The organism is Fortiea contorta PCC 7126 (assembly GCF_000332295.1).
Taxonomy (GTDB): domain Bacteria; phylum Cyanobacteriota; class Cyanobacteriia; order Cyanobacteriales; family Nostocaceae; genus Fortiea; species Fortiea contorta.
The window spans coordinates 2,539,780-2,562,228 of the sequence record NZ_KB235930.1 but is presented as its reverse complement, the minus strand read 5'-3'; the positions used below and the strand labels follow the sequence as shown (position 1 = coordinate 2,562,228).

Genomic DNA, 22,449 nt, shown 5'->3' with positions numbered 1-22,449 from the left:
TTTTAGGGTGCTTGAATCTGAGGATAGTGCGATCGCTCTGCTAAGATAGACATTTGAATTAACTTTGATTACTGAAATAAACACTCTGACAACAACAAAATACGGTTTAGCACTGCATACCACCACTCCTGAGTTAGGGTTGGCGATGAGTAATTTTGCAGGAGAAACTCGTTCTCAAGTATGGGATTTAGGACGTGAATTATCCAGTCTCATACATCAATATTTAATTGAATTTATAGAGCCGCAAACTTGGACAGATTTATCATTTCTGGCGGTGGCGAAAGGGCCTGGTGGTTTCACAGGAACGCGGATTGGGGTTGTCCTGGCGCGGACTTTGGGACAACAATTAGATATTCCTGTATTCGCCATTTCTACATTAGCAGCGATCGCTTTTTCCGAAATAAGTAAAAATCAAAGCACAAAAGCGATCGCTGTGGAAATGCTAGCACAGCGCGGTCAAGTTTTTGGTGCTATTTATCAAGGTCATCCAGATAGTTCTAGACTAACGGCTTTATTGCCTGACACAGTATTTACACCAGAAGCATGGCAAAAAGTTCTAGTTAATTATGATAGTTATCGATTAGTTAAAGCCACATCTGGTTTAGCAGCGACGGTGACAAGTATTTTAGAACTAGCGTATCTAGAATGGCAACAAGGCAAACGTCCTGATTGGGTTGAGGCTTTGCCTTATTATGGACAACATCCAGTTGAGAATTAGTCTTCTTGAAAAATTACTAGAATTCCTTCGTTATACCAATTCAAATAATGTTTACGACACATTAAATATTTGTGAGGGCACAACATTGTTGTGCCCCTACCCATGTGTCACATTCTTTTTCTAAATCGATATTACTTATCCTCACTGTTACGTTCATCTAGTGCTTTATTGATAGCATTTCTACAAAATTCAGCTTTCTCATCGCCTAGTTTATTTAGTTGTTCATTGGTTGTTTTGGTAATCCTGATATTTAGTCTTTCGGACAATGGCTCATCTCTGTCGGTAGTGAAGCCGTGGTCTTTAATGTTTGGGTTCCCACCTTTGCGTGCCATGATGTAACGATTTTGAAACAAAGCTTGCCTAGTAGTTAGCATACATATTATTACTTATATTCAGTGGTTGTAACTTTGGACGGTGGCAACCACTGAAACCCCTGTAATGAGGCATTTATTATGTTTACACGTGAAGAGTTAACAAGCAAGTCGATTGAAGAATTGCAACAATTAGCCAGAGATTTAGGTGTAGAAGCAATAGGTAACTGTACTTATCCTGGTAGTTGGATAGTACCATTGCTAGCGGTAACACAGATGGCGATGCAAGACTGCGAACAAGGGCGGGGTATGAAAATTTATCCCCATAGCAGGGTCTATGAGCCAATACAGCAAGCATTGGATGTGTTGGGTAGACCGACACCGCATCAAATGACCTTAGTCAAAGGTGCGTTACGTGGTGTGTGGGTGCGGCGAATCGACGAACGACATGTGCAACAGCGGTTGTTGGCGACTTGGCAAGTGCGTATGATGTTGCTGGAGGCGTTATCTCGATTGAGGTAGGCTTAAGAAATTAGGCGCTGCTGATTCACAATAAGATTAGTGGTTGAATTGCCGTGAAAAAGATGATGACACGCACTGAGGCTCCTGTAACCCTGCTTTCTACTCTCCCACCGTTGGAAAATGGTGATAAATTGACGCGCCCTGAATTTGAACGTCGTTATGATGCCATGCCCCAGGTGAAAAAAGCTGATTTAATTGAAGGAATTGTATACATGGCATCGCCGTTAAGATTTAGAAGCCATGGAAAACCCCACGCTTATGTTATGGGCTGGTTAGGATTTTATGAATCTGCGACACCTGGGGTGGAGTTGGGTGACAATGCAACTGTGCGCCTTGATCCTGATAATGAACCTCAACCTGATGCGTGTCTAATTATCGCCAATGGTGGACAGTCAAAGATTAGTGATGATGATTATGTCGAGGGTGCGCCAGAGTTAGTTGTTGAGATTGCGGCGAGTAGTGTTTCTATTGATTTGCATGAAAAGCTGAAGGTTTATCGTCGTAATCAGGTACGGGAGTATTTGGTGTGGCGAGTTTATGATGGTGAATTTGATTGGTTTGAGTTAAGAGAAGGCGAATATATTCAAGTTGGATCTAATGCTGATGGTGTGATTTGTTCGCAAGTATTCCCTGGTTTATGGTTAGATAAATCTGCTTTGTTGGCGGGAAATTTAGCTAGGGTATTAGAAGTTTTGCAGCAGGGATTGGTGAGTGTGGAACATCAGCAGTTTGTGGAAAAGTTAGAGGGTCGGGTTTAGGAAGTATGCTTGATTTGCTCGTGCAAGATATGGAAAATGAGGGCTTCAGCCCTCATTAAGAAAGAAATTGTGAGATGTTAAGCAGTAACGATCGCTAATGCTCTCTCAACAGCTTGCAATGCGATGTTGATTTCAGCTTCGCTCACAATCAGTGGTGGGACGAATCGGAGAACTTTTGGCCCTGCGGGTACGAGTAATACACCTTCTTTGATGGCGACTTTGACCAGATCAGCAGCGGTGAGGGGAATGTCGGCTTGTAGTTCTAAGCCGTTGATTAGTCCCCAACCACGAACGTCAGTGAGGTGCTGGGGATATTGGCGAGCGATCGCTTTTAATCCCTCTCGCAATTGTTCGCCTCTCTCCTGTACATTCTGTAAAATATTCTCTTTTTCGATTGTCTGACAAACACTCAGCGCCACTCCGCAAACAAAAGGATTTCCGCCAAAGGTGCTAGCGTGTTCCCCTGGTTGGAAAACGTCACAGAATTTTTTGCTCATCATCGCACCGATGGGGATACCGCCACCGAGTCCTTTCGCACTGGTGAAGATATCCGGTTCCACGCCGAGATGTTCATAACCCCATAACTTACCACTCCGCCCCATTCCCACTTGCACTTCATCGAATATCAGCAGCACACCAGTTTCATTGCAAATCTCGCGCAACCTTTGGAAGTAAGCGCGATCGCCTGGACGCACACCGCCTTCTCCTTGTAATGGTTCGATTAAAATCGCCGCGACGCCATAATCACCTTCATCTAGTTCGCTAATGGCTGCTTCCACAGCGGCGATATCGTTGTAATCTACGTAGTGGAAACCAGGTACTAGCGGATCGAAGTATTTTTGATACTTAGGCTGGGCTGTAGCCGTAATCGTGGCTAAAGTTCGCCCGTGGAAACTGGCGTTAGCAGTCAAGATAATCGGCTGTTCGATATCAAGAACAGTGTGGGCGTATTTCCGCGCTAGTTTAATCGCCGCTTCGTTAGCCTCAGCGCCAGAGTTGCAGAAAAATACGCGATCGGCGCAGGAATGTTGAATTAGCCATTTCGCCAATTCGCCTTGTTCGGGAATGTAGTACAAATTAGAAACATGGTGCAGCTTTTGAATTTGGCGTGTTACGGCCTCGATCATCGCTGGGTGGGCGTGTCCTAGGGTACAGGTGGCGATTCCCGCCACAAAGTCTAGATATTCTCGCCCCTGGGTATCCCAAACCCGACATCCCGCACCCCGTTCTAGGGCTAGGGGAAACCGGGCGTAGGTAGACATGACTGCTTCATTGAAGCTATCTGTATCAAAGGGGCTAGCTGCCAAAGAATCTGTCTTTGGGGGGATGGTGGCTTCTCCAACTAGGGTTTGTATGCTCACTACCGCTCCTTTTGAAAATCCTTGATCATTCATATACTCATTTACTAGTTTCCTAGAAATTCTTAAAAAAGTCTGATAATTTTCTATTTGTTTGAGATTAACCCTCAGATATCCCAAGACAAATCGCAGAGGTGAGAAAGAGTTTTGTATTCAACGCCTGAGCAAAAATATCATCGTATCCAAAGAGAGTTAATGGCTGGGGCTTATGCTCTAGGCGGTGTTTCTTTGATTGGGATTTTATGGTACTCGGTGGTCGAGGGCTGGTCATGGGAAGATGCGGCTTATATGACGGTGATTACTTTGGCTACCGTAGGGTATGGTGAAACACACCCGTTGGGTGATCGCGGACGATTATTTACCATTGCTTTGATTTTAATGGGTGTAATCAGTATCGGTTATATTGTCAATAGATTTACAGAAGCCGTGATTCAAGGCTACTTTCAAGAAGGAATTCGGCTACGGCAACAGAGGCGCATAATGGAATCCTTATCAGGACATTACATTATCTGTGGATTCAGTCGCACGGGTAGACAAATTGCTAGAGAGTTTTGGGCAGAAGGTGTAGCATTTGTGGTGATTGATTCGGAGTTGGAATCAGTACAAAAAGCGATGTCTGAAGGTTACACGGTTTTTCAAGGAGACGCCACCCTAGACGACTCTCTGCTGAAAGTTGGCATTGAAAGAGCAATTTGTATAGTTGCAGCGCTACCTTCAGATGCGGAAAATTTATATACAGTATTATCTGCAAAAACACTCAATCCAGAAATTCGGGCGATCGCCAGAGCTAGTACAGAAGAAGCGCTACAAAAGCTACAGCGGGGTGGGGCTGATGCTGTCATATCCCCCTACATTACTGGGGGAAAGCGGATGGCAGCAGCGGCTCTCAGACCCCAAGTATTGGATTTTGTGGACGGTATCCTATCAGGAACAGACCGCCAAATGTATATGGAAGAATTTTTACTTGATCCGGCGTTTTGTCCCTTTGTTGGTCAAAGTTTACAGAAAGCGAAATTGCGATCGCAAACTGGAGCGTTAGTCCTCGCTATTCGCCGCACCGACGGGAATTTAATCGGCGGACCGACTGGCGATACTGTGTTAATGCCAAGGGATACACTAATTTGCATGGGCACAGATGAACAATTGCGGAGCTTAAATCGGCTTTTAGGTCCGATGAATTCTCAACAACTGCGACGACCAAAAAATAGTTAAATATGAGTTTTACAGCTTTGAATTCCTCAAAGGCGCCGATTATTTGGTAGGCTTTTGTTGCGAAATTGAGAGAGTATAGTTATGCTGGGCTGGAGATAACTCGCCGACAAAGAGTGAGTATTTTCCAGGTTGCCAAAAACCAGTAATTTCTGGTTTACCGCCAGAGTAACTATCAGCGAGGACGCAAAAAGGCCCGCCAGGCCCTTGAATCAACAATGTTGGTTTGCCGGCGCTTTCGACTGTTAATCTTAGATAGGGCAATGGTTCTGTGACTTGGATAACTTGAGTCGGTATTTTAGCGATATTACCGCAGTTACTAGAAACATCTCCCCCCGAAGTGCCATTGACAATCAATGGGTCTTTTGAGAGAGTCGTGTTAATTTCAATAAATGGTTTTTGAGCTAAACTGGCTGGGGTGAGAATTAAACTCATCAGCAAGCCTAGGGGAACAAGCTGGAATAGTTTATGGGTCTTCATGTTAAACTACTGCTCCCAACTGTTGCTAAAGAGATATTTTTATATGTAGTCTAAACCTGTGGACGGTGATGATGCGTGTGTAGTTCCAGAAGATGCCACAGAGTTATATTGATCACAACTGCAGTACTCGATTTCCGGCTTCGGTCAACTTTTGGGGCGATCGCCAAATTTGTATCATCTGAGAATGTCCGGATTTGCACCCAAAACGGATGAAACTTTGGCTATCAAGCTGTTGATAAAGTTGAGCAGCGGATATTTTCACGCAAACCCAATGAATTTCTCAGTTTCAACAGGACTGATCAACACAGACATTAGCTAAAATCACAGAAAAACTAGTCACAATGGAATTTACTAGGTCTGTTATTGAGTCAGCATCCTAACTAGCTGAGGTAAAAAATTTATGAATCCTGAATCTGAACAAGAATTGCAGCGACGCCTCAAACAGCTAGAGGCGGAAATTAAATCCTCATCCACCGAGGATCCCAGATTACAAACACTTTTGGGCAGTTTAGAAGCACAGATCCGGCGATCGCTCGACTGGGTAAAAAGTTTATCGACAACAAAAAGGCTAGCAGTTTTCGGGATAGCCGCATTAGTGGGCATCTTCTTGCTGCAAACAGTGTTAAAACTAGTGGCGTCAGTAATTAGTATGGCGCTGTTGGCAGTGTTGGTGTATCTTGGATACAAATTTTTTGTCTCTAGTAGCCAGGAAAATAAAAAATAGTTTATTTTAATTGCGCCCAGAGCAGTATATAAATCAAGTCAAAGGGAATTATGCAATGGTAACACCGATTGTCAGGAGAAGTAATAATCAATCTAGTCCAGGAAAAGCCGATGCGCTGCAATTAGCAACGAGGCGCTTTGCAGCTTGGGCGCTGGAAGTCACGCTGGTGGTAAGCAGCGGGCTGATTCCCTTTGGACTGGGCGTATATGCCAATTCTCGCAGCGATCTCGACCGAGTACCGCTCAATCCTGTATTAGTAGTGACACAAAGAGCGATCGCTAGACCCCTAGCTTTACCCGTCAGCTACAGCATCCCTAACGTCGCTTGGCCGACCAACATCTTGTGGACAATAGCCATTGTAGCGCCTGTAACTATCTCATCTTGGCAATTGTATTTATTAGCGAAAACAGGTAGCACTCTTCCCAAACGTCGCTTGGGAGTCCGTGTCGTCAGCGAACAAATTACACCACCCGGTTTGGGAGCAGTTTTAGTTCGAGAAGGAATCGGCCGCACCGCAGTTCCCCTATCCGTCGCGTATATTCTGTGGCGTTATAGTTTAGCTTTTCCGCACCTAGGAATTTTCGCAGTTTTAGCGCTGATGATGGTGATAGCAGAAGGAATTGGCTGGTCATCACGCCAAGGACGACGGTCTTTACACGATCGCCTCGCAGGTACTCATACTATAGATGCTACTCGCCCTTTGCCACCAGCCCTCGCCAATCTCCACAGACATTCGCCAGCGGATGTGAGCAATGACACTGAGGAATGGTCAGCACCAACCGAGCCAGATGTTACCCAATCCACACAACCATCAATTTTCCGGCGCTGGCTACAACAAAACCCCAGTAATGCTTTGCTGGTGATGACGATTGTCGGTATGGGTTCGGTTTTAACAACCTTAATTGGTACGCAAATTTACATTCAAACTCAGCAATCTCAACAGAGATATCAACAAACTAACAGTCAACAATTTCTCACACTCGTCAAGCAGTTAAATCCTGGCTCTACAGCTACCGATGAAGAAAGGCGTAGCGCCATCCTCGCTATGGGTACTCTCAATAACCAGCAAGCAGTCAAGTTTCTCGCAGACTTGCTAGTTAAGGAAACTAACCCGATATTATTAGACACTATCCAACAAGCTTTAGTTAATTCTGGGCCGCAAGCGATTGTTGAATTGAAACGCATTAATCAGTTTCTCCTTGGCGAGTTGCAATCTCCAGCCAACAACACACCCCAAGAACAAGAAGCCAGACAAAAGCGGTTACAAATTAATCAACAAGCGATCGCTAAAATTCTCACTGTCCACAGTGGTAACACTTTAGGCGTTGATTTAAGCCGGACTCAACTCGGTCAAATTGGTACTAGTGAAACTTCTGGATTCAAATTAGTACTAGATGGTATTGATTTATCAGGGGTGAAATTTAAAGCAGCCAATCTTAATCAAGGTAGTTTCAAAAATAGCCGCTTCCGCAGTGTGGGCGAAGATGGACGTTGGGACACCTATGACGATGTGATTGCTGATTTGAGTCAAGTCGAGATGAAGCTAGCCAACTTTACCGAAGCTAACCTCAGCCGCGTCGTTATGAACCGCAGCGATTTGAGCCGCAGCACCCTCAACCGCGCCAATTTATCAAATGCACGTCTAATTGGCGCTAACCTCAGCAGCACTCAATTAGTCGGAGCAGATTTAACCGCCGCCGTCTTAGAAAATGCTAGCTTAACCGGGGCAGATTTAAGCGATGCCAAACTCAACGAAACCAATTTATATGGTGCTCGTTTAGGTCGCGTCACCGCCATCGGTACACAATTATCCTACGCCGACTTAACTAAAACCGATTGGCATGGAGCAGATTTGTCTGGTGTCTATTTGGATCACGCCAACCTGAGCAATGCTAACTTGAGCGCTACTCGCCTCACTGGTGCTGTGTTTCGTTCAGCCCAACTAGAAAATGCTAACCTCCAAAACGCTGACTTGAGTCACGCAGATTTAAAAGGAGCAAATCTAGCAGGGGCTGATTTCCAAGGAACAATTCTCGCACCCACCAAGCAAGATCCAGCAGACGAATTTGTACAAACACAAGAGCAAAGTTCACAATCTGCTTTCGTAGAAGGTGTTGATTTTTCTCAAGTGAAAAACTTAGACTCCAAGCAACTAGCTTACATTTGTACTCAAGGCGGAATTCATCCTCGTTGTCCGTAGCGGTGGTATGGGTGGAGTTTCTTTGCTGTTGAAGACAATCATCTTGGGGAGCAAGATATCCACCCGCCAATAAAATTTACTAATATTATTTCCTAATATTGCCTCTTCCCCCTATTGCCTATCCCCTATCCCCTATCTTTGGCAGATAGCATAAAGTATTCTCAGACAATGTAAAATTTTAAGATGGTGAGAGGACAGGGGCAATGAAGTATCTTGCGTATTTGGTGGCAGTTGTGGGAGTTAGTTCGGTTGTGAGTCTGGCGGTGCATACCCCACCTGCACAAGCTCAGGTAGCATATGGTAGTTATGTCGGTATCGGCCCGACTGTAGGGCTTTCTGATGGTTCACAGATTGGTGGGGTAGTTGCTTTTCGTTACAAGCTGTTAGAAACACCTATTTCTTTGCGTGCTCAAGCTTTAGTTGGTCGGGGTACAGCGGTTGTGCCTACCGTGTCTTATGATATCCCTCTCAACTGGCAAACTGACGCTTACTTGGGGGCTGGTTTGGTTGTGGCTAGTGGTAATGACCCTTCGCCAGTGGGAAATAAAATCAGTTTTGCTTTGCAACCAGGGATTGATTACATGATACCCAATAGCAACACTGTGATTTTTGGTAACGCCATCATTGCTTTTGATGCTTACCGCAATAGTGGTGGTACGGCTTTTTCTTTACAAGGTGGCGTGGGTTTGAGATTTTAACCTCTCAATCCTTACAAGAAATAGTGGGAAGTTTGAAAGCTTACCAGTAAAAGCCTGAAAATCAAAAAGTTTTTAATCTTTTATCGGTGGGATAATTTCAGACTTCAGACTTCAGACTTCATACGCCTTTAGTTGACTGCTATGATTTAACAAGTCCTTTGGTTCTGGTGGGGATCAGCTACCAGAGTAAGGGGGAAAGTTCGGTGTAAATCCGGCACTGTCCCGCAACTGTGAACCAATTGGCAATTTTAGATTGGTAATTTGGAATGGGGAAATTACCCAATAATTCAAAATTGACAATCGAAAATCCCAAATTGAGTGAGTCAGGACGCCCGCCAAAGTTGACTTTTCGGTTCTACACATCTGCGAGGTACAGATGACTGCTACTGGTAATATAGCGATCGCTAATGCTGCTCATGTCTCGACTCACAGCTTATTTGTTTGTAAAACCTGTGCCAGTGTTTGGCAAGATGGCAAACGTGTAGGTGTGAGCGGTGGTGAGCAATTATTAAAACAATTACAAGACCTAGCTCTAAATTGGGAGTTAAAAGAACAATTTGCTATTCACGAAGTAGAATGCATGAGTGCTTGTAACCGCTCTTGTGTCGTCGCTTTTGCGGCTCAAGGTAAAACTACGTACCTGTTCGGCGATTTAGCTGTTGATAGCAGTGGTGCCGTGCTGCAATGTGCTAGTCAATACTACAATAAAGTTGATGGAGTATTGCCTTGGTCAGAGCGCCCGCAAGTTTTAAAAAAAGGCGTGTTAGCCAAAATTCCACCGTTGTATTGAGGATAAGTAAGTAAAACTAAGACTAATGGAATTGCATCAGCAGAAGAAACGCAGAGTTAACAAGACACTATGCGGGTTTTAATATTGGGTGGTACAGGGGATGCTGCGGAGTTAGCTGCTAGGGTCGCAGCGATTCCAGGGGTCGAGGGAATCACATCTTTAGCAGGTCGGACACGAGAGCCATCAATCCCCTCAGGTAATTTCCGCATTGGTGGCTTTGGTGGTGTGTCAGGACTAGCTAGCTATCTGGGTCAGATGCAAATTGATTTGCTGATTGATGCTACCCATCCCTTTGCTACCCAAATTTCTGAAAATGCGGCTGAAGCGACGGCTGAGATTGGTTTACCTCGGTTGATGTTAATTCGTCGTCCTTGGGAACAGGTGAAGGGCGATCGCTGGTTGGAAGTCGAGAACACAGAAGCTGCTGCTGCGGTGCTATCACCATCAGCGCATCGAGTGTTCCTCACCGTCGGGAGACAGGAACTCTCTAGTTTTGCTCACCTCCAAGATATTTGGTTTTTGATGCGGGTTGTTGACCCACCTCACCCAGATGCTGTCATGCCTCCAGGATTAATATTATGTGATCGCGGGCCTTTTGCTCTCAATCAGGAGCGAGAAATTCTCAAATATCACAAAATTGATACTATCGTCAGCAAAAACAGCGGTGGTGATGCTACCTACGCCAAAATTATCGCCGCACGAGAACTTGGGCTACAGGTGGTAATGATTAATCGTCCCCCTAAACCACCAGGGGAACAAGTTACAGATGTGGAAGGCGCTCTAGGGTGGTTACTTGCTAAGTTGGGAAAGCAGCTGGAAACTAAAGGGATAGGGGATAGGGGATAGGGGCCTATCATTGGTGTCAACTTAACGCGAAACCATTGTCCCGCCTCAGAATGAATTCTGAGTCTCATAGCAAAAGTCATCTCAAGATGACTAAATATGCAAAAAATCTTGAGTCTACTTCAGTAGACTTAAGCTATTAGCCTGAGAGTTCATTCTCAGGCGGGTGAGTCAGCCAACAAATAAGCCATCTTTAGCTTAAGTTGACACGCATGGAGGCCTATTCGCTATTCCCTGTGCAAGAAGTCTAATCAACAATCAATCACCAATCACAAAAAAATGATTCGACCGCGCAAAATTTTTGCCCAACATTGGCTCAAAAGCGAAAAGGCTTTAGATGCTATAGTCAAGGCGGCGGATTGTAGTTTGAGCGATCGCATTCTCGAAATCGGCCCGGGAACTGGTATCCTCACCCGTCGGCTATTACCTTTGGTTTCATCTCTAGTTGCGGTGGAAATAGACCGCGATTTATGTGCAATGTTAGCCAAGCAACTGGGTAAAAGGGAAAACTTTTTGCTGTTACAAGGGGATTTTCTCACATTAGATTTACCATCACATTTAACGGCTTTTCCTCAGTTCCAAAGGGCAAATAAAGTTGTCGCTAATATTCCCTACAATATCACTGGCCCCATCATAGAAAAACTCTTGGGTACGATCGCCAATCCTCACCCAGAACCTTTTGATGCGATTGTGCTGTTGGTGCAAAAAGAAGTAGCAGAAAGATTGTATGCTAAACCAGGGTCGAAAACTTTCGGCGCTTTGAGTGTACGTGTGCAGTATTTGGCAGATTGTGAGTTGATTTGTCCAGTTCCCGCAGCCGCATTCCACCCAGCACCAAAAGTCGATTCTGCAGTTGTGCGCTTGCGTCCTCGACCAATAGAAACCAATGTACTCGACCCCCGGAGGTTAGAAAGCTTAGTCAAATTGGGATTTGGCGCTAAACGCAAAATGTTACGCAATAATTTACAACCAGTAATTGACCGCGATCGCTTGACTGATTTACTCGCACAATTAAATATTAACCCCCAAGTCCGCGCCGAAGACCTCAGCGTCCAGCAATGGGTTACTCTAGCTAATGTCTTGGCAGTGGGAAATGACAATTAAGTACCTAAACAACATTAATTACACACATTGTTCCCTGTTCCCCTTGAGTAAGATATTCTCTCTTCCCCATACCCTCAATGCCTGCTTACACTCTTATCGCCCCTGCCAAAATTAACTTATATTTAGAAATCATCGGCGATCGCCCTGATGGTTTTCATGAGTTAGCAATGATACTTCAAAGTATTGAGCTAGCTGACCACATCGACATCCGCTCTGCTTCTACAGAAAGCATTAGCGTTTATTGCGACCACCCACAAGTACCTACAGACAAGAGTAATTTAGCATACCGCGCTGCTGCTCTCATGGCAGCAGAATTCCCCCAAGCCTTCAGCAAATATGGTGGTGTCGATATCACCATCAAGAAAAACATTCCCGTAGCTGCTGGGCTAGCTGGAGGTTCGACAAATGCAGCCGCAGTGTTGGTGGGGATAGATTTATTATGGCAGTTGGGATTAACTCAGTCAGAATTGGCTCAATTGGGAGCGACTCTCGGCTCAGATATTCCCTTTTGTGTGGCGGGTGGAACGGTTATCGCTACAGGTAGAGGTGAGCAACTGTCGCCTTTACCAAGTTTAGACACTATATATATAGTCTTAGGCAAATACCGCAGCTTGGAAGTTTCCACCGCTTGGGCATATAAAACCTATCGACAGCAGTTTAGTGATACTTATATTAGAGATACCCAAGATTTGCTAGCTCGCGCCAATGCAGTTCATTCGGGAGCTATTGTCAAAGCTATCCTCAATCAAGATGCTTTAGAAATCGCCCATCAACTCCACAATGATTTAGAGCGGGTGGTTTTACCAGAGTATCCCCAAGTTATGGAACAGCGAGCAATATTTGCTCAACAAGCAGGTGTCTTAGGGACAATGATGTCCGGTTCTGGCCCTACAGTATTCGCACTTTTACCAACTTTGCAGCAAGCTGAAGCAGCGAAACAGCAGATCAGAAAAGCAATTCCCAACGAAGATTTAGAATTGTTAGTGACGCGGACAATTACACATGGGATTCGGGTAACATCTTGATAATTTTGTTTTGTGATTTGTCGCCCGATTCCTCCCTATCCCCTAATCCCTCACCCCTCACCCCTATGAGTGACCCAAATTTGATTCCCCAACCAGAAAACGAAACGCCAGCGCAATCGACGCCTTTACGTTGTCTATTGGGGGCGACAGTTTCCGGAGGGCTGGGATATGCAATGTATTCGTTGATGATAGCGATCGCTACAAATTTTGCTGCAAAACCCATCCACTCCGATAACCAATTGGTAATCAGAATCACCTCTGCAATTCGCACCTTAGTTGTGGGAGTAGTAGCTTTAGGAGCCGGAATCTGCGGAATCATCGCCATCGGTTTACTGGCTTTGGGAGTGCAATTGTTGCTGCAAAAATGGACAAAGCCCAGAGAAAACTAAAAGATTGGCGTTGCTGAATCAGAGTATAAAACTCCAAAATTACCTTGATTTTTCTTTGTTCCTTTGCGCCTTTGCGACGCCAGTTGCTTTAACGGGGGGAACCCCCGCAACGCACTGGCTCGCCTTTGCGTGAGAAAAAAATTCATCCCCTCAATCAACAACGCCAGATTTTAGTTGACAATCAGCATACAAACCCCCGTGCTTTGGTGATATTACGCCTGTCCATCAAATCGAGTACGGAAGCCACCGTACTTTAGCCAATATTGTTTGAGATTATGACAAGGTGTATGCAAACTGGCTTTTGTTTGATAGAGAATCACTTGGCGATGATCACCCATCCAGATTTTGTCAATGGGGTCAACGGAAATTACAGTCCCTCCCAAAGCTGTAATGCATTGAGAAAAGCGGTCTACAGCGCTATAATCTACAGTTTCAAACACAAAGAAATTACCTGCACATATTAAATGCCTACTGCGAATCCAGCATTGCATTTTTTTTTCCGCTTCTGGGGGGAGCATATTCGCTTTAGTCGATTCCAGACGGGGGAGGGCGATATCACAAGACATTTGGGACTTCATGAGCAAAACTCTCCCGTTTTTCAAACCGCAATGGCCCAAACGTAGATCCCCAAACCTGCTCGTGTGTATTCACATCCAAGCCTTTATCCAGGCTTACCCAGGTGGTTTCTGTGATTTCCACATAACTATCTAGATAAGTTTGACAACCGTTCTTTTCAATTAAGCACAAATTTCCAGGTTCAACAGCGCCTTGATATCGATCGCCTTCTCGTTTAAAAATCATTGAGCAGTGATATCGACGTTCTATAGATTCTGGGGTGATAGTTTTGAGAATACTTAATTCGCGGGCGGCGCCGGCGAAGAACAATGGATTTTTTAAGCTGTAGTTTTCGATGTAAATTTGATCGTTCTGCTCGACTAGGCGATGCACTCCTTGTCGATAAGGTCGCCACAAATCATAGTCATAAACTTGTTCTGAATAAAGCCCAATTCCTGAAAAAAATTCCCACGGTAAGGGACGAAAAAAAACATGGATATGGGCGTAATCTTTGGGATTGGCAAATGCTTGTTTATAATTGCTGAAATCCCCTGCCATCCAGCGAGCCAGGGTGATCAAATGGTTTGATGTCGCTTCCGAGGTATGCAGTGGATTAGGTGACATGGAGATGAATTTAAATCAACTATTGGTAATCGATGAATACTAAGAAGCAGACACACTTGAATGTTTGAATAATGGGATTAGTTTTAAATGTTTTGACGAATTTCTGAAGAAAAGGACGCAGTAACAACCCCTGTACCGGCACTAGTTTTAATTAAAGAAACTCGACACCGGACATTGGGATTAACAAACCAGATTTTTTCTTCAGCAGCAGCGCGATCGTAGGTTGTGGTCAAGATGAAGGTACCGTCTTCTGTCAAAGTATAGTCACCAGCGGCGGCGATAGTTTCGGCATAACCTTGATCGCGCAGCAGTTTACCACGGTGGGGACGAGTGGGATCAGGGACGGGAACGAGGACACAACTACCTGTGATTTCGCTCTCATCCCAGTCTGATTGACCTGACCAACTCATCCGAAATGGGGATACCACTGTTTGAGCATCAATGTCATAGGTTTTACAGAGGTCAATCACTGCGGGGTCGTCACAGGAGAGGGAAACAATGTCAATCTCCGACTGTACCGCTTCAAAATGACTGAATGCTAAATGATGGGCGCTGCGTTGCGATCGCCAATGCCCGATAGAATTGGCAACAAACTCTGTAATATCCATCGCATCTTTGGTTGCTGTATTTAGCTATGTGTCTTGTATAGGGTACAGAAATTTTGTGCTGATTGACAAAGTTTCTCACCCTATACAAGTGTCCACCACTAACCTTGGAGCTGGTGGGGGACTGCTTAACAAAATTAATTAAGCTACTTCAGTAATACTGAGAATTTTGCCACCAGTTTTCTGGATGTTCTGAATTCTCTGGGATAGTTGGCTGTATCCCACTTCAAATGTCGCTGTGCTTTGAGTTACTCGGCTACCAAAGCTAACTTTGGAAACCGCGATCCGGAAACGCTTTCCAGTGTTGCTAACAGCACCGGAACCACCGGATGGGGCGACAATTTTGGTAGCTAAGTTACCGCCAATGTCGCTAATCAATTTTGCTGATTTGCCCAGATCACTAGCTGCAAATCCCCGCATCAAGGCAAAAGTCCGGTTGAAGCCGACGTTTTTGACTCCAGCTTGGGTACGATTGCTGCGAGCAGAGGGGACGATATTCTCGCCAAAACTCTTGACATATTCATCGCTGTCAATGTAAGAGTTGATTTCTGCTTCGTAACCTTGCGTGTTGTAAATTTGCACGTGGGCAGAAATTTCTGCTTGATCTTGTGGGGCGCGACCGAGCAAATGCTTAAAGTTCAATTCGATGAAACGGTAGGGAGAGGAAGTCTCAAAAAATAGGGAACGGTAGAGTTCAGATTGGGCTACGGCTCTAACGAAGCCAGCAACGGTGATGTCACCGTTCCGTAATTGAGATTCAGCACTGGTCAGGCGTTGGTTTTCAAATACATGAGCGTTACCTAAAACCTGCCGATATACGGCGCGGATCACGGCTTGCAGATCATCTTCGGTGGCGTTGGGGCGTAATTCAACTGATTCTGCTTCTATCCAAAGTGCCATATCCAGAACTCCCAAATTTATGTCGTTTGATTTATGGAAAAACTGCAAATTAAAAAGATAATCATGGAAGCTGGGCGCTAACCACCCAGCTTAAAAGTTAGGCAATTTCAGTAATGCTGACGATTTTGCCAGAAGTGCGATTAATCCGCTGAATTTGCGGGGTCATCTTGCTAGCTGGGACAATGTACTCAGTGGTACTGACGCGGCGGGGTCCGTCGAATTTGGAGCCTGTAACGACGATTTTGAACCGTTTTTCGGTACCAGAACCGATGACGGTGGCTGAAGAGGCTTTAATTTCATTGGCACTGTTGGTTGCAACAGCGTAGACCAATTGAGCAGATTTGACTGCGCTGTCGATTTGAGCAGGGCCGCGATCAAGAGCGAATATGCGGTTGTAGCCGATTTGCTTGGGGTTAGCCTCGCTGGTTTTACCGCGATAGTAGGGGACTACGTTTTCGCCAAAGGCGGCTTGATATTCGCTGCTATCGATGTAGGAGTCAATTTCTGCGTCGTAGCCTTCAGAGACGGTGCGGACGATATGCTCAGAAACTTCTCTTTGATCTTGGGGTGCGCGACCGAGCAAGTGGAGGAAGTTGAGTTCTACAAAGCGGTAGGGAGCGCAAGACTCGAAGTAGCGGGTACGATAAAACTCAGATTTAGCAACAGCGCGGACGAATTCCCGTACACTAATGGAGCGATCGCACAATTGTGATTCTGCAGATGTCAACCGCTCACTTTCCATGACGTGGGGGTTGCCTAATACTTGTTTATAAACTGCCCGAATAACTGTCTGGATGTCCTCGACGCTAGCATTGGGCCACAGTTCAAGTGTTGTCTGGGATGCCATTACAATCTATCTCCTCAATAATTTTTGTCAGTTTGCCGCTCTCATTTACACAGCTGTGATGCTGGCGATCACGCCGCCTTGTTGGTGAATCCGTTGATACTCTTGAGAGAGTTTCTCGTAGGGCACCAAAAAGACTTGGTTGGAACGGCGAAACTTGGAAATACTATTGAAGGTTTTAGCGCGGTAGCCTGTGACTTCAATGCGGTAAACTTTACCACTAGCGCTGGCATCAACTCCATGACGAGTCCGAGAACCCAACGCTGGTGTGCGGAAGGTTGCACCATCACCAGCAGGTGAAATTACTGGGGTTGGTGTAGCTTGAATTACCAAAGCATTCAGTTTAGGACTCTTACCTGCTAAGTCTCCTTTCAAGCTGCTGCTGGCTGCACCACGTACCAATTGGAAGGTATGGGTAAACTGCACCATGCTTTGACAAGCTTCGCTCTTATAACCGCGGATGTAAGGCACGAAGTTTTCAGCAAACACAGATTGATACTCATCAGAATCGATATAAGAATCAATCTCAGCTTCAAATCCTTTGGTATCCAGGATGGTGCTGTGTCCGCGCATTTCTTCCAAATCCAAGGGCGCACGACCTAATAGATGACGGAAGTTGAGTTCAATCGCCCGGTAGCGTGCACAACTGGTGAAGAAGCGAGAACGATAGAGTTCTGATTTAGCCACGGCGCGGACAAACTCGCGGACACTCAATTCACCACGCTTGAACTGGGATTCAGGAACAGCAAGCCGCTCGCTTTCCATCACGTAAGCATTGCCCAATACTTGGCGGTAAACTGCTCGAATGATTGTTTCTGCTTCTTCTTGTGAGCGACCGGGTACCCACTCAACGGGAGGGGTTTCATCAAATAGGCTGACTCCCAGGCGTGAAGCTGGTCCAAATGGCATTAATTGTATCTCCTGGTTAACGAAAGAGTTTAAGAAAATTGTTTCAAGATGTAAAGAATTTTCAGATTGCTCATCCAGAAAATCAGATTGCTGGATGGTTTTGCTTGCTTTCCAGTCAGATTCCCTGGGAAGGGAGATTCTAATGTACTGGATACTCAAGCTTTTTAGGCGTTTTATACGCTTTGTTATGATCAATTTTCTTACGAGCGCGTAACGGTGATCGTCAAGATTTGTAAATCTTGATGAATTGAGTGCACTTTGCACTTATTTTGCACAAACAGTTTTTGTTGGGCAATGGGCAATTGAAAGTTTACCGATTCGATTACCTCGCCCTGGAGGGTTACAACAAGGGCCATATGTGTCAACTTCAGCGAGAAATGGCTTATCTGTTGGCTTCCACACCCGCCCAGAACTGAAGTTCAAGGCTAATAACTCAAGTCTACTGAAGTAGACTCAAGATTTTTGGCATATTTAGTCATCTTGAGATGACTTAAACTATGAGACTCAGAATTCATTCTGAGGCGGGACAAGGGTTTTACGTTAAGTTGACACCAATGAACAAGGGCGATGGCAAAGTGTAGTTTCTTTCTCAGTCAACATTTCGCTTAAACTCCATTTGGGCGAAATGGTCTTGCAGTAGTTTGTGGATGAAGCGGTAGCGACCACCAACACGCTGAAGGAATAAGCACTCGGTGCAGTAGTCAAGGAACGGGCGTAGTTCCAGGGGATGCAGCCGTTAAAGTAGAGAATGAGGCGTAGGGAGAAGTGTTTAATAACAAGTGCTCCGCTTCTAAGTATCCCTACCAAGTAATCCCAAAAATAATCTGTTGACCCTGTAATCCACAGCCTACAACAACGAAGCATAAAAAATTATGATGTATTTATTGATAAAATTAACTGAAAGTAAGAAATAATTTTTTTTAGAGATGATTATTATTCATAAAATTTTTTATTTCTATTTTAAAATTTTCTTCAGCTTCGAGCTTCATTCTTATTGCTTTTCTTTTAGCATTTTCTACTGCTTCTTCAATAGCTTTTTTATTTCCATTTAAGGAAGTTATATCAATAATACAACCAAGTATAACTGGTGATAAGACCATTAAAAATATTATAAATGAAGCTGAAGCGGGAAAAGATCCAATAACGGGTATACCGAATATAAAAAACAAGCAACCTATACCACTACATCCAGGGGTAGCTTTGTTTTCTGCTTCTTTTTTTGCATTTGTAATGAGTTCCTCAGCTTTTTTATCGGTTTCTGAAATGTTTTCTAGATAAGGAATAATTTTAGATATAAATTTATTCATATAAGAACGGTCACGTTCTCTAGCTAAATTTAGTTTTTCTCCTGTGTAATCTTCGATAACTTGTAGAAGTTTATATAAATCTTGAGCTTTCCAAGATGTTCCACAATCTAGACAAGCATTGACATTTCTATCTTCACCTGTAACAGCCCCAACCGCACCACCTACAACGCCAAATAAAGCGTAACCAGCTATAGCACGTCCCCAATTAACATCGGTTTCTTGTTTAATTTGAATATGATTAGAACCACAGTTAGGACAATTAGCCATATTCTTTCTTTTATATTATTGTATCAAAATTTCAACAGCGTAAGTAAGAACCAGTTGCATCATTCACCCGACAACGATAACTGCTCTGGCGAGACATTAGATTTACCTCTTCTATGGTAGCAAAGGTGACACGCACTACAAAAAGCTACTAAAATACCTCTCCTGTTATCAGTAGTATTACGGTTCCAATGATGCACCTGTAGCGTGTAATCGGCGTTTTGAGCGTGTCAAATCTGATGTTTTTTCACCAGGAAGGATGCACTGTAACCCACACTTTTGACAACGCCATCTACCTTAATGCTTAATTGCGATGGCTCCGCCCGCCGCAGGCATCGCCTCTTCTGACCAAGTAATTAAACTCTTACTTGACCAATTTTAATGCGAATAGCAGTACAAAAGCTTAACCAAATTTAGACAAGAAATCGCATTTTAATCAATAACCTGCTTTCTGGTGGACTTAATCTGTCCACGCTTAGTTTTAGAGTCAAGACGTTTTTTTTGAGAGCTGCGAGTTGGTTTAGTGGGTTTGCGTATTTGCGGGAGTATGACTGCACTTTTGATGAGTTGTTTGAGCCGTTCTAAAGCCTCTTCTCGGTTCTGCTCTTGGCTGCGGTGTTCTTGGGCTTTGATGACAATGACTCCTTCTTGAGTAATGCGTCGGTCGTTTAGCTTCAAAAGCTGTTGTTTATAGAAAGCGGGTAATGATGAAGCCTCAATGTCAAAGCGTAAGTGAATAGCGGTGGAAACTTTATTGACGTTTTGACCACCTGCACCTTGGGAGCGAATTGCGCTCATTTCAATTTCGCTATCGGCGATGATGATTTTGCGAGAAATTTGCAGCATATTTTAATATATAACGTTATTAGTGCAACAGCGATCGCAATTCTAGAGTGTTAGTCTAGGGTGTGTTTTTTATATAGGTGTATTAACTACAAACTAAATAATATTTGTTTCACAGTATTAATTTGTTCTTGAGTAAAAGCCGCCTGCTGAAGATGATTCAAAAATAGGCTATTTCGATATCGAGTATCTAATTTAATTGCTTGGTGATAAATATTTTGAGCAAAGTTGCGCGAACCACACTGTCGATATTCGCTGGCTGTATTTTCCGCAATTGTTGGAAATATGAAACAATTTAAAGCCACCAACAAAGAGGTAAAAACTGTACTCTTAATTCTATACATCATTTATTCTCTAAACCGGCTTCCAGTGCAGCGGCGACGACATAATGGTTCTCGTCTTGTTGCAGTTTGGCGAGAAGCGCTTTGGCTCTGGAGTCTTGAGAAAGACTCAGCGCCGTAGCAGCTCGCCAGCGCGATCGCCAGTTTGTCTCCTCGGCTAATTCTGTGAGCAAATCTAGAGCTTGTTGCTGTAAAGTTCCATTAAGTAAACTGCCCAGTGCTAGGATACTGGTTTCTTTGACTGTTTGCGTCTCGTCTTGTAATCCTTGGCGAATCACTGCCAGCAACACATCGTCCTGATTCGCTTCCATTAAAATTGAGATAATGGTCTGGCGTGTCAGCCAGTGGCGATGGCGCTCAAATAGTTGTTGGAGCAGAGGTACAGACTCGTCACCAAAAGAAAACAAGGAATTAGCGATTTCTGCTAAGACGTTATCATCTGGTTCTCGCTGCAGCAAATCTTTGAGGATTTGTAGAGATGCGGGGGTGGGATGATTTCCTAAACCCATGACTGCAAAGCGCCGACACAAAAAGTCAGGATCAACTGACAGGCGTTGCAGAATGGGAATGGCTAAATCGGCGGGACATTGAGCCAATTGATCTAAAGCGGCTTTGCGCTCGTTAATTGCACCAGAGCGCAGCAGAGATTCTATTTGAGTGAGGCGAGAATTATCCATGAGACAGAATTTTGAATTGTGAATTTTGAATTGCTATTACTCTGTTGCTCCCGCTTGGATTAACAAATCTACTGCTTGACGAGAACGGAAGGAATTGCGGGCTTCACTTAAAGCTGTTGCACCCCAGCGATTTTTGGGGCGGTAATCTGCTCCCTGTGCTAACAAAACTGTCATGGTTTCCAAATCGCCTCTGGCTGCTGCCATCATGAGGGGAGTCCAACCACCAAGGTTCGCGGTATTCACTTCAGCCTCTAGTTCAATTAATGCTTTCACGGTGTAGGTATGTCCGTTATCTGCGGCTAAATATAATGCTGTGTCACCGATTTTATTGGTAGCATCCACTTGGGCGCCCATTTTCACTAGACGTTGGACGATATCTGTTTGACCACGCCGCGCTATTGTCATTAATATTGTCTCGCCATAGTGATTGCGATCGCTGATATCCGCACCGTGATCAAGTAGCAGTGAAATGATATGCCGGCGATCGCCCTCCGCTGCAAACATCAAGGCTGTGTAACCTGAAGCATTTTTGGCATTCACATCGGCGCCATGAGCTAGCAGCAGTTCGACAATTTCCAGATAACCTTCCGTAGCTGCCCACATCAGTGCTGTATTACTCGCTCCCACGGCTGTGACGCCGCCTGTAGTATTGGCGTCTGCACCTTGAGCCAGTAAATTCTCTACGGCGGTTGTGTCGCCTTTGATGATCATCCGGATCATATCTTCGTTGAGAGAAGGCATGAGATGTAGTTGGGGGTTAGGGGTTAAGGTGTTTAATGCACAATAAAGGTTTATTGTCAATATTTTTTGAGTTCAACCTTAAATATGCTTTCGGCGGGTTTCTGGGAAATGGTGGTATCCCAGGCGATCGCTTGCAAAAATGCTTCACCAGAGGGGGTTTCCACTACATCTACACCCCAGTTGCCCGGTTGCAGAGCATCAGGGGAATCACTAGTAGGTGGTGTGGTTTTCATACCTCCTAATACAAGAATTTCCGGCGTGGTATCTGGGCTTATTTGCTGTGTTTGACGTTTAGTTGCTAAAGCTTGGGCGCAAAGCTCTCCGACTTGCTGGGGTGAAAATTCATCGGTTGGGAAGAGAATTTCCACAGTCCAGTGGGGATGATCTAGTAGTCTGCACCGCAGGTGTTGATAAGCACTTAATCCTGATTGAAACACGTCGGCAAATTCTTCTCGACTCAGAGCCGGCACGCTGTCACTAGAAATATTAAAGTTATGAGACAGTAGCATTCGCCCTGGCAATGTATTATTCAAAATAGTTAAATTTTTTGATAAAAGTTGGCAATTTTTATTTTAAATCATCCTGTTGCCTGTTCCCCGTTCCCCGTTCCCTTTAAAAAAAATGTTCTGAATTGTTAAATTTTCTCACATTAATTTTCTAAAATTTGAACTTTTAAGAGGTTAAGTAAACAATGTAAATGTCACACTCAA

At 44.4% G+C, this 22,449-nt stretch carries 28 protein-coding genes and 1 riboswitch; of the genes, 12 read left to right on the top strand and 16 right to left on the bottom strand.

Annotated features, from left to right (window positions below; translation table 11 throughout):
* The first annotated feature begins 64 nt into the window (after positions 1 to 64).
* Entirely contained in the window at positions 65 to 718 is a 654-nt protein-coding gene (tsaB, locus tag MIC7126_RS0111875; RefSeq protein ID WP_017653368.1) for a tRNA (adenosine(37)-N6)-threonylcarbamoyltransferase complex dimerization subunit type 1 TsaB, read from the top strand.
* A 131-nt stretch (positions 719 to 849) separates the two neighbouring features.
* Here tsaB and MIC7126_RS0111870 read toward each other — a convergent pair whose 3' ends face one another.
* Positions 850 to 1,092 (bottom strand): hypothetical protein, encoded by a 243-nt coding sequence (locus MIC7126_RS0111870; RefSeq protein WP_017653367.1) that lies wholly within the window; start codon positions 1,090 to 1,092, stop codon positions 850 to 852.
* Positions 1,093 to 1,170: 78 nt separating this feature from the next.
* On the opposite strand from MIC7126_RS0111870, the gene MIC7126_RS0111865 reads away from it, so the two are divergent.
* Together MIC7126_RS0111865 and MIC7126_RS0111860 are read left to right on the top strand one after the other, a co-directional pair.
* Positions 1,171 to 1,551: a hypothetical protein gene (locus MIC7126_RS0111865; RefSeq protein ID WP_017653366.1), complete on the top strand. Its 381-nt coding sequence runs from the start codon at positions 1,171 to 1,173 to the stop codon at positions 1,549 to 1,551.
* Between the two features lie 65 nt (positions 1,552 to 1,616).
* Positions 1,617 to 2,309, top strand: coding sequence for a Uma2 family endonuclease (locus MIC7126_RS0111860; protein ID WP_017653365.1), 693 nt, complete (start codon positions 1,617 to 1,619; stop codon positions 2,307 to 2,309).
* A gap of 77 nt (positions 2,310 to 2,386) precedes the next feature.
* Here MIC7126_RS0111860 and MIC7126_RS0111855 read toward each other — a convergent pair whose 3' ends face one another.
* A complete protein-coding gene (locus MIC7126_RS0111855) occupies positions 2,387 to 3,670 on the bottom strand; it encodes an aspartate aminotransferase family protein (RefSeq protein WP_026100198.1) in 1,284 nt (427 codons plus the stop codon).
* Between the two features lie 144 nt (positions 3,671 to 3,814).
* Between MIC7126_RS0111855 and MIC7126_RS0111850 the strand changes: the two genes are divergently transcribed.
* A complete protein-coding gene (locus tag MIC7126_RS0111850; RefSeq protein WP_026100197.1) occupies positions 3,815 to 4,879 on the top strand; it encodes a potassium channel family protein in 1,065 nt (354 codons plus the stop codon).
* A 39-nt stretch (positions 4,880 to 4,918) separates the two neighbouring features.
* Here the strand turns inward: MIC7126_RS0111850 and MIC7126_RS0111845 are convergent, their stop codons facing one another.
* The gene (locus MIC7126_RS0111845) at positions 4,919 to 5,356 is read right to left on the bottom strand and encodes a hypothetical protein (RefSeq protein ID WP_017653362.1); all 438 of its coding nucleotides are present in this window, start codon (positions 5,354 to 5,356) and stop codon (positions 4,919 to 4,921) included.
* Between the two features lie 112 nt (positions 5,357 to 5,468).
* Complete coding sequence (locus tag MIC7126_RS30420) at positions 5,469 to 5,618, bottom strand: hypothetical protein (RefSeq protein WP_154655884.1); 150 nt, start codon at positions 5,616 to 5,618, stop codon at positions 5,469 to 5,471.
* A gap of 138 nt (positions 5,619 to 5,756) precedes the next feature.
* Here MIC7126_RS30420 and MIC7126_RS0111840 point away from each other — a divergent pair, with 138 nt between their 5' ends.
* The 8 genes from MIC7126_RS0111840 (at position 5,757) to MIC7126_RS0111805 (ending at position 13,129) form a co-directional block, all read left to right on the top strand.
* Positions 5,757 to 6,080 carry a hypothetical protein gene (locus MIC7126_RS0111840; protein WP_017653361.1) on the top strand — a complete coding sequence of 108 codons (324 nt, stop codon included), beginning with the start codon at positions 5,757 to 5,759 and terminating at the stop codon, positions 6,078 to 6,080.
* A gap of 55 nt (positions 6,081 to 6,135) precedes the next feature.
* The gene (locus MIC7126_RS0111835) at positions 6,136 to 8,280 is read left to right on the top strand and encodes a pentapeptide repeat-containing protein (protein WP_017653360.1); all 2,145 of its coding nucleotides are present in this window, start codon (positions 6,136 to 6,138) and stop codon (positions 8,278 to 8,280) included.
* A gap of 203 nt (positions 8,281 to 8,483) precedes the next feature.
* Entirely contained in the window at positions 8,484 to 8,978 is a 495-nt protein-coding gene (locus MIC7126_RS0111830) for a hypothetical protein (protein WP_017653359.1), read from the top strand.
* A 144-nt stretch (positions 8,979 to 9,122) separates the two neighbouring features.
* Positions 9,123 to 9,332, top strand: a riboswitch (cobalamin riboswitch).
* Between the two features lie 22 nt (positions 9,333 to 9,354).
* A complete protein-coding gene (locus MIC7126_RS0111825; RefSeq protein WP_017653358.1) occupies positions 9,355 to 9,768 on the top strand; it encodes a DUF1636 domain-containing protein in 414 nt (137 codons plus the stop codon).
* 69 nt (positions 9,769 to 9,837) lie between these two features.
* Entirely contained in the window at positions 9,838 to 10,614 is a 777-nt protein-coding gene (locus MIC7126_RS0111820; protein ID WP_017653357.1) for a cobalt-precorrin-6A reductase, read from the top strand.
* 276 nt (positions 10,615 to 10,890) lie between these two features.
* The gene (gene rsmA / locus MIC7126_RS0111815) at positions 10,891 to 11,715 is read left to right on the top strand and encodes a 16S rRNA (adenine(1518)-N(6)/adenine(1519)-N(6))-dimethyltransferase RsmA (RefSeq protein ID WP_017653356.1); all 825 of its coding nucleotides are present in this window, start codon (positions 10,891 to 10,893) and stop codon (positions 11,713 to 11,715) included.
* A gap of 77 nt (positions 11,716 to 11,792) precedes the next feature.
* Positions 11,793 to 12,740 carry a 4-(cytidine 5'-diphospho)-2-C-methyl-D-erythritol kinase gene (ispE, locus tag MIC7126_RS0111810; protein ID WP_017653355.1) on the top strand — a complete coding sequence of 316 codons (948 nt, stop codon included), beginning with the start codon at positions 11,793 to 11,795 and terminating at the stop codon, positions 12,738 to 12,740.
* Between the two features lie 65 nt (positions 12,741 to 12,805).
* Positions 12,806 to 13,129 carry a DUF3082 domain-containing protein gene (locus MIC7126_RS0111805; RefSeq protein ID WP_017653354.1) on the top strand — a complete coding sequence of 108 codons (324 nt, stop codon included), beginning with the start codon at positions 12,806 to 12,808 and terminating at the stop codon, positions 13,127 to 13,129.
* 212 nt (positions 13,130 to 13,341) lie between these two features.
* Here MIC7126_RS0111805 and MIC7126_RS0111800 read toward each other — a convergent pair whose 3' ends face one another.
* The 12 genes from MIC7126_RS0111800 to MIC7126_RS0111740 form a co-directional block, all read right to left on the bottom strand.
* The gene (locus MIC7126_RS0111800) at positions 13,342 to 13,707 is read right to left on the bottom strand and encodes a hypothetical protein (RefSeq protein WP_026100196.1); all 366 of its coding nucleotides are present in this window, start codon (positions 13,705 to 13,707) and stop codon (positions 13,342 to 13,344) included.
* Complete coding sequence (locus MIC7126_RS0111795) at positions 13,685 to 14,308, bottom strand: chromophore lyase CpcT/CpeT (RefSeq protein ID WP_017653352.1); 624 nt, start codon at positions 14,306 to 14,308, stop codon at positions 13,685 to 13,687. The genes MIC7126_RS0111800 and MIC7126_RS0111795 overlap by 23 nt, the downstream gene beginning before the upstream one ends.
* 83 nt (positions 14,309 to 14,391) lie before the next feature.
* Positions 14,392 to 14,916: a phycobiliprotein lyase gene (locus MIC7126_RS0111790; RefSeq protein WP_017653351.1), complete on the bottom strand. Its 525-nt coding sequence runs from the start codon at positions 14,914 to 14,916 to the stop codon at positions 14,392 to 14,394.
* A gap of 138 nt (positions 14,917 to 15,054) precedes the next feature.
* Positions 15,055 to 15,813, bottom strand: coding sequence for a phycobilisome rod-core linker polypeptide (locus MIC7126_RS0111785; protein ID WP_017653350.1), 759 nt, complete (start codon positions 15,811 to 15,813; stop codon positions 15,055 to 15,057).
* 97 nt (positions 15,814 to 15,910) lie between these two features.
* Positions 15,911 to 16,660, bottom strand: a complete 750-nt coding sequence (locus MIC7126_RS0111780) for a phycobilisome rod-core linker polypeptide (protein ID WP_017653349.1) — start codon at positions 16,658 to 16,660, stop codon at positions 15,911 to 15,913.
* Between the two features lie 45 nt (positions 16,661 to 16,705).
* The gene (locus MIC7126_RS0111775) at positions 16,706 to 17,566 is read right to left on the bottom strand and encodes a phycobilisome linker polypeptide (protein ID WP_017653348.1); all 861 of its coding nucleotides are present in this window, start codon (positions 17,564 to 17,566) and stop codon (positions 16,706 to 16,708) included.
* A 920-nt stretch (positions 17,567 to 18,486) separates the two neighbouring features.
* On the bottom strand, positions 18,487 to 19,140 hold the full coding sequence (locus MIC7126_RS0111765) for a hypothetical protein (protein WP_017653346.1): 654 nt from the start codon (positions 19,138 to 19,140) through the stop codon (positions 18,487 to 18,489).
* A gap of 429 nt (positions 19,141 to 19,569) precedes the next feature.
* Positions 19,570 to 19,983, bottom strand: a complete 414-nt coding sequence (gene arfB, locus MIC7126_RS0111760) for an alternative ribosome rescue aminoacyl-tRNA hydrolase ArfB (protein WP_017653345.1) — start codon at positions 19,981 to 19,983, stop codon at positions 19,570 to 19,572.
* Between the two features lie 86 nt (positions 19,984 to 20,069).
* Positions 20,070 to 20,327 carry a hypothetical protein gene (locus MIC7126_RS0111755; RefSeq protein ID WP_154655883.1) on the bottom strand — a complete coding sequence of 86 codons (258 nt, stop codon included), beginning with the start codon at positions 20,325 to 20,327 and terminating at the stop codon, positions 20,070 to 20,072.
* Positions 20,324 to 20,998 (bottom strand): HEAT repeat domain-containing protein, encoded by a 675-nt coding sequence (locus MIC7126_RS0111750; protein WP_017653343.1) that lies wholly within the window; start codon positions 20,996 to 20,998, stop codon positions 20,324 to 20,326. Before MIC7126_RS0111750 ends, MIC7126_RS0111755 begins: the two co-directional genes overlap by 4 nt.
* Positions 20,999 to 21,034: 36 nt before the next feature.
* The gene (locus tag MIC7126_RS0111745; RefSeq protein WP_017653342.1) at positions 21,035 to 21,739 is read right to left on the bottom strand and encodes an ankyrin repeat domain-containing protein; all 705 of its coding nucleotides are present in this window, start codon (positions 21,737 to 21,739) and stop codon (positions 21,035 to 21,037) included.
* A gap of 56 nt (positions 21,740 to 21,795) precedes the next feature.
* A complete protein-coding gene (locus MIC7126_RS0111740; RefSeq protein ID WP_017653341.1) occupies positions 21,796 to 22,248 on the bottom strand; it encodes a DUF2656 domain-containing protein in 453 nt (150 codons plus the stop codon).
* Positions 22,249 to 22,449 lie beyond the last annotated feature (201 nt).

What these genes read in the sequence shown, in the direction of transcription:
- MIC7126_RS0111845 (WP_017653362.1), bottom strand. Translation starts at nt 5,356, where the DNA reads ATGAAGACCCATAAACTATTCCAGCTTGTTCCCCTAGGCTTGCTGATG.
- MIC7126_RS0111805 (WP_017653354.1), top strand. Translation starts at nt 12,806, where the DNA reads ATGAGTGACCCAAATTTGATTCCCCAACCAGAAAACGAAACGCCAGCG.
- MIC7126_RS0111790 (WP_017653351.1), bottom strand. Translation starts at nt 14,916, where the DNA reads ATGGATATTACAGAGTTTGTTGCCAATTCTATCGGGCATTGGCGATCG.
- MIC7126_RS0111765 (WP_017653346.1), bottom strand. Translation starts at nt 19,140, where the DNA reads ATGGCTAATTGTCCTAACTGTGGTTCTAATCATATTCAAATTAAACAA.
- MIC7126_RS0111740 (WP_017653341.1), bottom strand. Translation starts at nt 22,248, where the DNA reads ATGCTACTGTCTCATAACTTTAATATTTCTAGTGACAGCGTGCCGGCT.
- arfB (WP_017653345.1), bottom strand. Translation starts at nt 19,983, where the DNA reads ATGCTGCAAATTTCTCGCAAAATCATCATCGCCGATAGCGAAATTGAA.
- rsmA (WP_017653356.1), top strand. Translation starts at nt 10,891, where the DNA reads ATGATTCGACCGCGCAAAATTTTTGCCCAACATTGGCTCAAAAGCGAA.
- MIC7126_RS0111865 (WP_017653366.1), top strand. Translation starts at nt 1,171, where the DNA reads ATGTTTACACGTGAAGAGTTAACAAGCAAGTCGATTGAAGAATTGCAA.
- MIC7126_RS0111820 (WP_017653357.1), top strand. Translation starts at nt 9,838, where the DNA reads ATGCGGGTTTTAATATTGGGTGGTACAGGGGATGCTGCGGAGTTAGCT.
- MIC7126_RS0111870 (WP_017653367.1), bottom strand. Translation starts at nt 1,092, where the DNA reads ATGCTAACTACTAGGCAAGCTTTGTTTCAAAATCGTTACATCATGGCA.
- MIC7126_RS0111775 (WP_017653348.1), bottom strand. Translation starts at nt 17,566, where the DNA reads ATGCCATTTGGACCAGCTTCACGCCTGGGAGTCAGCCTATTTGATGAA.
- MIC7126_RS0111785 (WP_017653350.1), bottom strand. Translation starts at nt 15,813, where the DNA reads ATGGCACTTTGGATAGAAGCAGAATCAGTTGAATTACGCCCCAACGCC.
- MIC7126_RS0111800 (WP_026100196.1), bottom strand. Translation starts at nt 13,707, where the DNA reads ATGAAGTCCCAAATGTCTTGTGATATCGCCCTCCCCCGTCTGGAATCG.
- MIC7126_RS0111780 (WP_017653349.1), bottom strand. Translation starts at nt 16,660, where the DNA reads ATGGCATCCCAGACAACACTTGAACTGTGGCCCAATGCTAGCGTCGAG.
- MIC7126_RS0111795 (WP_017653352.1), bottom strand. Translation starts at nt 14,308, where the DNA reads ATGTCACCTAATCCACTGCATACCTCGGAAGCGACATCAAACCATTTG.
- ispE (WP_017653355.1), top strand. Translation starts at nt 11,793, where the DNA reads ATGCCTGCTTACACTCTTATCGCCCCTGCCAAAATTAACTTATATTTA.
- MIC7126_RS0111825 (WP_017653358.1), top strand. Translation starts at nt 9,355, where the DNA reads ATGACTGCTACTGGTAATATAGCGATCGCTAATGCTGCTCATGTCTCG.
- MIC7126_RS0111830 (WP_017653359.1), top strand. Translation starts at nt 8,484, where the DNA reads ATGAAGTATCTTGCGTATTTGGTGGCAGTTGTGGGAGTTAGTTCGGTT.
- MIC7126_RS0111750 (WP_017653343.1), bottom strand. Translation starts at nt 20,998, where the DNA reads ATGGATAATTCTCGCCTCACTCAAATAGAATCTCTGCTGCGCTCTGGT.
- MIC7126_RS0111835 (WP_017653360.1), top strand. Translation starts at nt 6,136, where the DNA reads ATGGTAACACCGATTGTCAGGAGAAGTAATAATCAATCTAGTCCAGGA.
- MIC7126_RS0111745 (WP_017653342.1), bottom strand. Translation starts at nt 21,739, where the DNA reads ATGCCTTCTCTCAACGAAGATATGATCCGGATGATCATCAAAGGCGAC.
- MIC7126_RS0111860 (WP_017653365.1), top strand. Translation starts at nt 1,617, where the DNA reads ATGACACGCACTGAGGCTCCTGTAACCCTGCTTTCTACTCTCCCACCG.
- MIC7126_RS0111755 (WP_154655883.1), bottom strand. Translation starts at nt 20,327, where the DNA reads ATGATGTATAGAATTAAGAGTACAGTTTTTACCTCTTTGTTGGTGGCT.
- MIC7126_RS0111840 (WP_017653361.1), top strand. Translation starts at nt 5,757, where the DNA reads ATGAATCCTGAATCTGAACAAGAATTGCAGCGACGCCTCAAACAGCTA.